Genomic DNA, 12,045 nt, shown 5'->3' on the forward strand with positions numbered 1-12,045 from the left:
TGTGGAAGTCATTCACGGTAGAGAAGATGAGGAAAGTCATCGTATGAGAAATCGGAAAAGCATATTTTCAGCCGAAGTGTAAAAAGGAAATGAGCAAAAAGTGTAAAATTCGACTTGACGTCTACAACTTATGCTTATTTCTATGAAGATATTGAACTAACTAAATGTAAGGGATGCTTTCCGCTCCATTGGTTCAAGGAGTTCAAAGAAGTTACTAATATAATAGAAGAAACACGTTCAAATCGTTCTCTTTTTACCTTTTCAACAGCTTCCGAGGAAAGTTCGGAGATTACATTTAAGCAACTCTCACTTTTCTAAAGGCGGGTGAAAAAGCCTTGAATATCGTATTTACTTGTCAATTTTGTAATACTATAGTGGATGATGGAGGGTATATTACAGTAAACGGATCTCGTTATTGGATTGGTATTGTATGTGGATGTGATAATAAAGATTTTGAAGAGTTAAAAGCCTCTATAAGAAATAAAACATCTTTAAAAGTGATCAGGAAATAATCTCCACTTAAACTTATATAAAAAATTGCATTATAGTATGATTATCTTAGATAGAACTAATTAGAATTGATAACGAGCAACATTGCTGGTTTTTTTATAGACACATTAAAAAGTAAGGTGAAAAATCATGGATAAAGAAAGAGAAATGATAACAACAAATGAAGCTGCAGAGATACTTAAGGTTAAGCCATCAACTATTCATAAATATGTAAAGCAAGGGGAATTAAAGCCGGTTTATGAAGACAACTGGCACATTGATAACACTAAATTATTCTACAAAGAAGATGTTTTGGAATTAAGTAAGAAAAAGGGAAAGCCGGGAATTACCACTGGAGAAGCTAGCAAATTACTTGGTCTTCATACAGCAACAATTTTTCAATACATTCAACAAGGATTACTTGCTGCCGACAAGAAGTTATATAAGGGAAGAGAATTTTATTTCATTTCCCCAGAGGAACTTGAGCGTTTTAAATCTTTCTACGAGGAACAGAAAAGAAATGAAGGGAAAGATTTCTACGACAAAGATACAAATTACGCCTGGTACCAGGAATTTCTTTCCCCGGAAGGAAAAGACAGTAATTTTCTATTGCTAAACGAAGATAGGCAGCCTTATCTTCAAACCCAAAATGGAGAGCACATCCCTTATAAGGAAATTGAAAAAGCAGGATATAAACCGGTAAAAAAGATTTCGGATATTGGTTATAAAACACAGAAAGGCTTTGCCAAATTCAGTTTTATGGAATCTCAAGAATTCTATAGAACAATGGGTCTCTTTTACTCTAAACTGGGGCCAAAAAACATTAAGGTTTTTTTAGATAAAAAAAACAAGATCACGGTTGAAGTAAAACCCATTTTAATTAAAGATGATATACCAGATTACATTTTTTCTTTACTTGAAGAATCTATAATTGAGGGAGCTATTTCGAAGAGATTAGAAGGAGTGTTTATTGACAGTGACATGGACGTCCTCTCAATCGCTATCCCTTCTAAACTAAAGAGAAAAATTAAGGAAGATGCTGCTAAATCAAAAAGTACAATTGAGGAGCTAGTCATTTCAATATTAGAAGAAAAGTATGGAAGACTACAATAGTAAGGGTGAAATAGTGGTTTAATCCTCCTAAAATAAAGCTAGCCAAAATAATCTCTCCATAAAAAAGCAAAACTCGCCCCAAAACTGGGCGAGTATTTTGTAATAAATAACGGCTCTTATTCAACTAAGCACCCGATGTTAAAGAAGAAGTATTATTTAATTCTCTTGTTGTTTAGGAAGTTTCAATTTTAAATAACCTAATTTTACAGCATTAAATGAAAAATTAGGTCATTAATAGAAAAAGACTTATAAGTATTTATCATTAATCACTTTCATATGGTGTAACTCGAGCCCGGCAATACCATATGCAATGTACCTACCGAAACTGGGCTGTTCATTACAGTTCCATTACGAACCCATGCTCCATCATCAATGTTAATTTAACTCTTAGCTAAACGAAATGGTATTAAAAATTAAAAAGACAGATTGCTGTAGTGCTTTTTAATAAGTTCATTTTCAGCTTTAGAGAATTTATTTCCTAAATGCATTGTTTCATTAGTCTTGATATTCCTTTCAATATTAAACAGGTCGAACTCAAGTTCTTTTTTGTTAAATAAATCTTTAGTAATCTGTATTTGAGGTGGCGAATTCAAATACTTAAGAAATTTAGTATTACTTAATTCCCCTTCATAAATTTCAAATTTACTACTAGGTATTTCAACATTTTTACCTTTATTAAAATAATGCAATGCAGGTGGATTTCGACCAATAAATTTAAGTAGAGAAGATTCATCCACTATATATACATCATTCGTAAAGATTGGAGTTCCCAACATTGAAGTTGTAAGTAAAATTCGATGTACTTTCTTTGGTTTAAAACTTTTATTAAGTTTTAACTGCTCAATAACTATGGGTATATTCTCTTCAAAAAAATCAGCTATTCTATTTAATTGTTTAGTTTCTTTAAATAATTTATACAAGTGGTTTGCATGTTGTCTTGTAGTAAAAGGTTGAACATGAGCTTTACATTCTACAAAGTACAACTCATCATCTAATACAAAGGCTATATCACACTCGTAATCCTCATCAGTTCTTTTGAATAAAGAAGAATTTTTTAAATTACATTGCTGCAATGCCACTTTCATTCTCTCTTCAAATTCTGGACCCCTAAAGGCTAAATCTAAATTCCTGTTTAGAAAATTCGAAGCTAACGCCCTAGAAATATCTGCCTTAGAAGTCAAAGAAGGTATTAGGATTAAATTCTCATCTACCCTAATAAAAGGACAATCAATTAAATCTTGACTTGTATGATCAAAAGTAAATATTTTAATAATTTCCTTGGACTCTTCTTTTGTGAAACCAGCTTGTTGAAAGTACTTCTCCCACTTATTAATAGGTTTGGAAAAACAATAGTTATCTACGTTGAATACCGATACTTCCTTCCTTTTCTTTAGAAACTTTTCACATTCATCCACTAACAACTGATATGCCCGAATCCATCCTGATAGTTTAATCGAGCCTACCTTTTTTTTAAGTAAAGGGTCCCCAAAATATTGAAATGCAAATAAGATAGATAATTCGTTATTAATCTTTTTATAGGCTTCATCAGGACTTAACACCTTTTCTCTAAGTACTTGTTGGTATTCTCCTACCTTACCCATTTGCCAGCTTTGTCGAAGATTATTAAATCTCTCATTAGAAATCAAATTATTTAATTCGAAATTTTCATCTTGAATATTAAAGTGGAATTTTCCTTTTTCGTCTTTTTTAACACTAACTTCAGAGTACTGCCAGTATTCCAGAAGATCATTAAGTGTATTCCAAAATTCACTATAAAATATATGGTAAGCAGATGATTCAAGGGTTTTCGGTCCAATGTTTCTTTTAACACCTTTAAACTCGTAGTGTTTAAATTTAAAATATTTTAAAATCAGCCCTGTTGATTCAATTGCAGAATCCCAAAATGCTTGTCTAGTATTAAAATCTGTAACGTCTTCTAAGGGAATGTTTTTCAATATATTTATTCCACCTCGTTTCCTAAGCGTACTTAAATATATTTCTAAGGAAAGTAGATATGATACTACCTTGTAGTTATCTTCAATCTTTTCAAATTCCTCAAAGAATTCTTCTCTTTCCATTAAAAACTGATTGAATAAATACTCGATATATTCTATTTCTAACTTCATACTCTCAACTTTACTCAAATCAGTTTTTTTAACCAATTGCTCTAGAATGTGATCAATTACTTGTTTGAAGTCTCGTTTCCTTTTGGAATTATTGAATATATTAACCGCTAAACCAGATCCTTTTAGGACATTTAGAACAGCATCTATTCCATCAGTTTTCAATACGTTATCTAAATAGACTGTAAAACTATCGATACCTTTTCTTAGCTCATTCTCATATTTATAAAAGTTATATCTTTCCGGATTTGTAAGCAGCATAGACTATACTCCCAACTGTTTAAAATGACAAATGACGAACCAGTTTTAAATTACAAAACTAAGAATCTCATTTCTTTTTGAAAAAATCGAAATTTATTTCTTACAAATTATAAACTATTTCTTACAAAAAATGATAAGTAATATAACAGGTTATAGGATACAAAAATAAAAATCATAAACAACCATAAAATAACCTTCTATAATCTAGAACTCTAAACGAATTATATAATTTCATCGTTTCACTAACCTACCCCGTTTATTCAATTTGAAATATAGACTAAAGTAATGGTAAAATTAAAATTTAATAAATTACTGGGAAGACCCCAATCAGCACATTATATGGCTGTATTGGGGTCTTTTTGTATTGGAGGGGATCATGTGATGTTAGCTTTTGAAAGAAACGTGAGGAGGAGCAAAGAAAGAGATTAGTTGAGAAAGTTCTATATTATCAATACCAAGGAGAGGTTTATATATTAACCCCTGGAAGTTTTATAATATTTTAAAAAAGTTGATAGTGGAGAAATATCAATTGAGCAACTTGTACAATTACTAGAAGAAAAAGGAGGTGTAAAGTACGGCTAAAGCTATAAATTAGTCAGATACCAGATAGAAGAATGTTTGAACTACATAGCTAAATTAGCAAAGAAAAAATAGTTAAAAATAGATAATTAGGTTTGCTAGGAGTGAAAGGGTATAACTAAAATACAAATAACCAAAATCATGTTAATCGTTTCAACTGCTTTAATGTTAATCTCCTGTTCTGCCCCATGTCTTACCTATGAAGATGCACCAAAGTATGAAAAAAACACGCAAATGATGATTCACGTGATCAATTCTTCGATAGTATTATATACCCAGAGTATAAGGAGAATGGAAATCCTGAGACAAAAACCCATCTAAAACCAAGTAATAAAAATGAAAAAACTGAATCCGCAACTAGGGGTACCGTCAGGAAAATGCGGATTTACAACGTTAAGCACAATTCCGAGACAATTCCCCTATTTTTAACAACGTTAAGAAAGTTTCAATGGTCTTAAAGAATCTAACGAGACCATTTTCTCGGAATTAAAATGGTATTCTCCTAGCAAATTAATATGTTCCCAACCTAGAGGCGACATATGGTGCAATAATTCTTCATTAAAACTACCAGATTGTTTTTGATATTCAACTGCTTTTGTTAGATGTAAGGTATTCCAGATACTAATGGCATTGATAATTATGTTTAAAGCACTGGCCCTTTGAAGCTGATGCTGTATGGTTCGTTCCCTAAGCTCTCCTTGTTTTCCGAAGAAAATAGCTCTTGCCAACCCATTCATGGCTTCTCCTTTATTCAATCCTCTTTGTATTTTTCTTCTTAGAGATTCATCTGAAATGTAATTAAGAATAAAGATCGTTTTTTCTATTCGGCCCATCTCACGTAAGGCTGTGGCTAAGCTGTTTTGTCTTGAATAGGAACCTAGTTTCCCCATAATGAGGGATGCTGAAACCGTTCCTTCCCTTATAGAATGAGCTAATCGCAAAACATCCCCATAATTTTCTTTGATGGTCTTTGTATTTATTTGTCCACGTAAAATGGCTTCTAGTTTTGGATACTCCCTTGCTTTATCTATTGTAAATAATTTTGAGTCCGATAAATCCCTTATTCTTGGAGCAAATTTAAATCCTAATAAATGAGTCAGCCCGAATATTTGGTCTGTGTAACCAGCTGTGTCTGTATAATGCTCTTCTATATTTAGATCCGTCTCATGGTGCAACAAACCATCCAAAACATGAATCGCATCCCTTGAATTTGTATGAATAATCTTTGTGTAGTAAGAAGAGAATTGGTCACTTGTAAATCGATAGATGGTGGCTCCTTTTCCAGTTCCGTAATGTGGGTTTGAATCTGCATGTAGTGACGAAACACCCAGCTGCATTCTCATACCATCTGACGAGGATGTTGTACCGTCTCCCCAATGGGAAGATAATTGTAATTTGTGATGAAAATTTACTAATACAGCTTGGGCTTTATTCATGGCATCTTCATACATGCGCCATTGAGTTACATTGGCTAATTGTTTATATGTAAGTTCGGGTGTTGCTTCAGCCATCTTGCTCAAGCCTATATTCATTCCCATTCCTAAAAGGGCGGCCATGATAATGGTTGTTTCTTCTTTATCAGGTTTTCGATTATTGGAAGCATGAGTGAATTGCTCATGAAATCCTGTTATATGAGCAACATCCATGAGTAAATCAGTTAATTTTATTCTTGGCAGCATTTGATAAAGGCTTGAACTAAACTTTTTTGCTTCTTCTGGAACATCTTTTTCTAAGCGTGCAAGTGACAGCTTTCCTTTTTCAAGAGAAACTCCGTCTAACTTGTTGAAATTGGAAGCTAACCACCTTAACCTTTCGTTAAGGTTGCTGGCTCTCTCCATCATATAATCTTCGAATGATAAACTAACTGATAATCTCATATTTTCCTTCGTTTGGTTCCATGTATCTTCTGAAAACAAATATTCCTCAAAATCTCTATACTGTCTGCTGCCAACAATGGAAACATCTCCTGCCCGAACATGCTCCCGAAGTTCTGTTAAAACAGCCATTTCATAGTAATGACGATTGATTGTTGTACCATCATCCTCGTATAAATGCTTTTTCCAACGTTTTGAAATAAAATCCACAGGCGAGTCATCAGGCACTTTTCGCTTTCCCGATTCGTTCATTCCTCGGATAATCTCAACAGCTTGTAAAAGTGGCTCATTTGCCTTTGTTGAATGAAATTCCAATACCCTTAATAGCGTTGGCGTATATTTTCTAAGTGAATAAAATCGTTTTTGCAGTAAGTCTAAATAATCATAGTCGGCTGGACGTGCAAGTTCTTGTGCTTCTTCCACCGAGGAGACAAAAGAAGTCCATTCAATAACGGATTCTAAAACCTCAAATACGTCTAATTTTTCCTTCTTTGCTTTAATTAAGGCTTGTCCGATATTCGTAAAGTGTATAACCTTCTCATTTAGCTTTTTACCGTTTTGTTTCTGAATTTCTTCTTGAGCCTTACGGCCTTTTGATAACAGACTGAGTATTTGTCTATCATGAATTTCAAAAGCTTTATCCGTTAATTCCTGAGTAAGATGTAATAAATAGACGGTTAATATCGAATATCGTTTATGTTCCTGAAAGTCACGGAATGCATAAGGCTCATATCTTGAACCTAAGCGAGATAATTGTAAAAGGCGATTGCGGTGCAAATGACTAATTTGTACCGTTTCTAATTCCATTCTCCGTAGGTATTCGAGTCGTTCTATTATTTTTAGAAATGTTTCGGGTGAAGGATGACCCGGTGGTTCCTTTAACCAACCCAAAATCGTTTTATTGGATTCGGATGGATGCTGTGATGTAATGATCTCTTCAAGTTTTACTTTTTGCTCATTTGTTAGGGACTGACTAACCGTATTAAATAGCTTCTTTTCAGCCATTGTTCTTGCCTCCCACACCATTCGCTCAAGTGTAGTGATAGCAGGCAGTATGATTTTGTTTTTTCTTAGAAAGTCGATACATTCATGTAGTAGATGAATGGCATCGCCATTTTCCAAAGCTAATTGATGAAGATGCTTAAATGTCATTCTGTATTCTTTTAGGGTAAAAGTTACAAAATCATATTCACTTCGAATTTCTTTCAAATGATCCCAAAGTGTATTTTCTCTTTGAGGATAAAGACTAAGTGAAAATGGACTGGCACCAATTTGTTTTGATATATAATGTATGAACGAATCTGAGATGCTTTTGATATGAGTGTATGGCCAACCGGGATATCGAAGAACGGCTAATTGAACGGCGAACCCTAAACGGTTTTCTTCCCTCCTTCGCTTATTTATAATTTCTAAATCTCGTTTGGAAAAAGTGTAGTAGGTTCCCAATATCCATTCATCTTCAGGAATTTGCATTAGAGCCAGTCTCTGATCTGGTGTAAGTAATTCTCTACCCCTTGCAACTTTCATACAGTATCATCTCATTTCTGCAATTATTCAGTTAAGTAGTTTAATTATATATCAATAGAGTGTACTCTATTGATACAAGTGAAGTAGACTGATAGAATCATAGTTAAGAGTGTCTCACAAGACTTGTCTCAAAAGTGAGGTGGTATTTTTGCGAAAGATCGGTTATATACGTGTCAGTTCGACTAGCCAAAATACTTCAAGGCAATTTCAGCAGCTGAACGAGATCGGAATGGATATTATTTATGAAGAGAAAGTTTCAGGAGCAACAAAGGATCGCGAGCAACTTCAAAGAATGTTAGGGAATTTACAGAAAGATGACATCATTTATGTTACAGACTTAACTCGAATCACTCGTAGTACACAAGATCTATTTGAATTAATCGATAACATACGAGGTAAAAAGGGAAGCTTAAAATCACTAAAAGATACATGGCTAGATTTATCAGAAGATAATCCATACAGCCAATTCTTAATTACGGTAATGGCTGGTGTTAACCAATTAGAGCGAGATCTTATTCGTATGCGACAACGTGAAGGGATTGAGTTGGCTAAGAAAGAAGGAAAATTTAAAGGTCGGTTAAAGAAGTATCATAAAAATCACGCAGGAATGAATTATGCAGTAAAGCTGTATAAGGAAGGGAATATGACTGTAAATCAAATTTGTGAAATCACAAATGTATCAAGAGCTTCATTATACAGAAAGCTATCAGATCCGGACAATTAGTTGATCTTTAGTCCAATAATGGGCAAGGTAATATTAGCTTGTAAGAGGAAGTGTGCATTTTGATAAAATAATAAAATATAAAAGCCTATGTCAAATTGAATATTAAAATCTTTGACATAGGCTCTTTATTTCAATTATCAAATCACTTATTTATTTCCCCACTTTTAATATGTTTTAGTGTTTTTTGATTTATTGAGACAAAAAAGGCTGAAGCGAAAAGTAGAAATGCAGCTAATAAAAATGTAAATCTCACACCAAATTGATCAGCAAATATCCCAAATAAAATAGTTGAAACACCAAATGTTCCAAAGACGATACTATCCTGTGCAGAGTATACCTTTGATAATAATTTTGAATTAACACTCGTTTGGACTATAGTTTGTTGAGCAACTCCCTTAATTTGACTACCAAAACCGAAAAAAAGGGAAATGACAAGTGCGAGCCAAGGAGTTGAAATTAATCCAAAAATAAGTGTAGTAATACTGGTAAGAAATGCTCCACTAATGATTACAAATCTCAAATTATTAGTTATTGTTTGTGACCACTTTAAACTAATAAAACCAGCGATCATTAAACCAGCAAAAAAGCTTGAATTGATATATCCCCACCAATTTTCACTAACCTGTAGAACTTCTTCAACATAGATATACAGAATAGCTGCAACCCATACCACATTTGCTATGGATTCCGTAAATTCTACAATCGTAATTGTTCTTAAAGAAGGTGTCTTCCATATTGTATTCCATCCTTCCAGCAAAACCTTCTTTGTCATTTTTTCTGATTCTTGTTCGTCTTTATTGAGTTCATCCTCAATTCTATCTAAATCCTTAATTAAAAACATAAAAATGGTTGAAATAACGAATAATATAGTTGTTATAATTAGTAGATTACCTGATCCTAATAGAGTGATTAAAATACCAGCTGCTGGCCATCCTCCTAAAGTGATTGTCTGATCGACTATAGAAAGAAAACTATTTACTTTAACCAATTTCTCCTCTGAATCGAAATACCTGGGAATCAATGAATCTCTAGCAGGGCTAGCCCACCCATCTAGAAATGAAATAAACATTACAAATACAAAGGTGAAAATTATATTATCTATTGAAAAAAGATAGATTGAATTTACTGTGAGCATTAATACAATGATTGTTTTACCAAACTGTGAAAATGCCAAAAGTGGCTTCGTTCTATATCTTTCTAAAAGAATAGGAGCAATAAAACCACTAATAAACCTTGAAACTGTATTAACAAAAGGAAATAGAGCCATATAAAATGCAGACCCAGTGATTTCGTACACTATTGAAATTATGCTTACTATATATAATATGTCTCCTAAATTTGCAATTGACTGGCCTATCCATAAAAAACGGAAAGATGTTTTTATTTGCAAAAAATATACTCCTTTACATATAATTTGAGTACTATTTATTAGGATTACATATTTTAATCACCTCTACTCTATTCTTCTCCTTTGAAAAAAATTAAATTCGGCTATGTAATAACTACACGGAAAACACTTCTTTTGCAATTAACTTATATGATTTTATCCTATCTTCAAAACAGAAAGTATTAGTTAAGATCATAATTTCATCTACTTTATATGTATTTTGTATATCTATTAGTTTTTTTTTCACTTCTGTTGGTGATCCTATTATCATTTTATTCTTAAAGTTTCTTATTAATTCCATCTCTTGTCGACTAAAAGTATAGCCGTTTGACTCTATAAAAGACGGAAGTCCTTTATCGCCAATGCCTGTTGATAATTGTACCTCCCATAATAAAGCACTTCTTGCAAGCTCCTGGGCGCGTTCATTTGTCTCTGCACAAATCACAAAAACAGCAAAAATTGTTTTCGGTTTAATGCCGCTTTCTTTACCTTTTAAATTATTATGATAATAATTCATGATTTCTGAGCTTTTGTTTGCACTTAAAAAGTGACCAAATGCATAAGGGACCCCGTATAATGCTGCAAGCCTCGCGCTTTCTAAAGAAGTTCCTAGAATCCATAATTGTGGAGGAACTGATGGGATTGGATAAGCATTTATAGTCGAATACGGGTGTTTATGTGGGAAACTATTATCAAGAAAGTCTTTAAGCTCTTTCACAGTATCGGGAAATTTTTTTGCTTGCTCCGAAAAATTATCCGAAAGAGCTAACTTCGCTTCTGGAGAGCCTCCAGGACCTCTTCCTACTCCTAAATCTATTCGGTTAGGAAATAGAGATGAAAGCAAATTAAATGTTTCAGCTATTTTATAAGGTTTATAGTAGGGGTGAAGTGTAGCTCCAGAACCAAGACGGATAGTTTCAGTATTAGCACCAATGTATCCGAGCATAACTTCAGGTGATGGGCAACAGAGCGCAGATATATTATGATGTTCAGCGATCCAAAATCTTGTATAACCAAATTCTTCTCCGGCCTTTGCCAATCTGGTGGAATCCTCTAAAACATCCTTTGCTGTTTTCCCTACAGCGAGAGTAGCCAAATCAAGAATGCTTAATTCCATTCAATAAACACCTTTCTTTCCATTGATCCTTTTAAATTTTTTTCTGTAATAGATTGACAGCACGGAATATATGCTTGCAGAAAAAAGTTCTCTGCAAGCATAGTTTTCAAGTAATCATTTACCGCTTAGAGATAGTGTAATACTATCGAAATCATAAGTATTGATAAAGTGATTCATTTCTTTAAGTATTTCTAGTCCACGTTCTCCTAAGAATTGAGTTTTATCATTCATTTCTACGATAGTACGTTTCAGATCTTCTTCGTACATTCTAGATTTCTTTTTATCGCTTAACAAATGGTACATATGCATTATTCCAATAGATACATTAGCAGCGTGGAAAGATTTGTCTAATGGCCGCTTCTTTTTTAAAATCGTCGACGTAGTAAGAGCTTCTTCATTCTCACAAGAAAGGGGATCTGGGAAAATACAATTGACCATGTCATCCAAGAATAAACTATTATGAATAAATTCATGGTAAAGTGCTTCAGCATAGTCGATCACGGTCCATCTCTTAGGGGGGTTAAGCCATATTAAGCCTAATAAACCAGAGACAGAACCCCCACCAAATCCTTCTTTCTTAATAAAGTAGAGGGTTCCAATGTGTTTATTAATTAGGTAGTGGAGATCAGGATGGAGTAATTTTATTAAATCTAACGCTTTTTCAACATTATAAACAATTTCTCTGCGTTCCTCTTCGTTGAATAAATGTTTATCATCTAAGGTATGTAAACGCTAGAATAAAGTTGACAGTTTTCGCTTGATTAGATTTTACACTTTTGCTCTATCACCCTAAAACTTTAGTAAAATAGTTTGTGATGTTATTTTACTGGAGGTTAGGATTTTGGAGGAGA

The 12,045-nt window shown here is 33.3% G+C and carries 8 protein-coding genes and 1 pseudogene; 4 read left to right on the forward strand and 5 right to left on the reverse strand.

Annotated features, from left to right (window positions below):
• The 3 genes and pseudogenes from M3205_RS23950 to M3205_RS23960 all read left to right on the forward strand — a co-directional run.
• Positions 1-82: pseudogene (locus M3205_RS23950) on the forward strand (ATP-binding protein); the annotation flags it as partial.
• 253 nt (positions 83-335) lie between these two features.
• The gene (locus M3205_RS23955; protein WP_251172172.1) at positions 336-512 is read left to right on the forward strand and encodes a hypothetical protein; all 177 of its coding nucleotides are present in this window, start codon (positions 336-338) and stop codon (positions 510-512) included.
• Positions 513-639: 127 nt separating this feature from the next.
• Positions 640-1,602, forward strand: coding sequence for a helix-turn-helix domain-containing protein (locus tag M3205_RS23960; protein ID WP_251172173.1), 963 nt, complete (start codon positions 640-642; stop codon positions 1,600-1,602).
• A 413-nt stretch (positions 1,603-2,015) separates the two neighbouring features.
• On the opposite strand, the gene M3205_RS23965 is transcribed toward M3205_RS23960, so the two are convergent.
• Both M3205_RS23965 and M3205_RS23970 read right to left on the reverse strand, forming a co-directional pair.
• A complete protein-coding gene (locus M3205_RS23965) occupies positions 2,016-3,986 on the reverse strand; it encodes a hypothetical protein (protein WP_251172174.1) in 1,971 nt (656 codons plus the stop codon).
• Between the two features lie 1,013 nt (positions 3,987-4,999).
• On the reverse strand, positions 5,000-7,966 hold the full coding sequence (locus M3205_RS23970; protein WP_251172175.1) for a Tn3 family transposase: 2,967 nt from the start codon (positions 7,964-7,966) through the stop codon (positions 5,000-5,002).
• Between the two features lie 148 nt (positions 7,967-8,114).
• Here M3205_RS23970 and M3205_RS23975 point away from each other — a divergent pair, with 148 nt between their 5' ends.
• Positions 8,115-8,690: a recombinase family protein gene (locus tag M3205_RS23975; RefSeq protein WP_009335987.1), complete on the forward strand. Its 576-nt coding sequence runs from the start codon at positions 8,115-8,117 to the stop codon at positions 8,688-8,690.
• A gap of 142 nt (positions 8,691-8,832) precedes the next feature.
• Here M3205_RS23975 and M3205_RS23980 read toward each other — a convergent pair whose 3' ends face one another.
• From M3205_RS23980 to M3205_RS23990, 3 genes are all read right to left on the reverse strand, one after another.
• On the reverse strand, positions 8,833-10,080 hold the full coding sequence (locus tag M3205_RS23980) for an MFS transporter (protein WP_009335986.1): 1,248 nt from the start codon (positions 10,078-10,080) through the stop codon (positions 8,833-8,835).
• Positions 10,081-10,192: 112 nt separating this feature from the next.
• Complete coding sequence (locus M3205_RS23985; protein ID WP_251172176.1) at positions 10,193-11,194, reverse strand: LLM class flavin-dependent oxidoreductase; 1,002 nt, start codon at positions 11,192-11,194, stop codon at positions 10,193-10,195.
• Positions 11,195-11,308: 114 nt separating this feature from the next.
• Positions 11,309-11,872 carry an aKG-HExxH-type peptide beta-hydroxylase gene (locus M3205_RS23990; RefSeq protein ID WP_269721512.1) on the reverse strand — a complete coding sequence of 188 codons (564 nt, stop codon included), beginning with the start codon at positions 11,870-11,872 and terminating at the stop codon, positions 11,309-11,311.
• Positions 11,873-12,045: the final 173 nt, after the last annotated feature.

Origin of the sequence: Cytobacillus firmus, from assembly GCF_023715565.1 — a bacterium.
GTDB lineage: Bacteria > Bacillota > Bacilli > Bacillales > Cytobacillaceae > Cytobacillus > Cytobacillus firmus_C.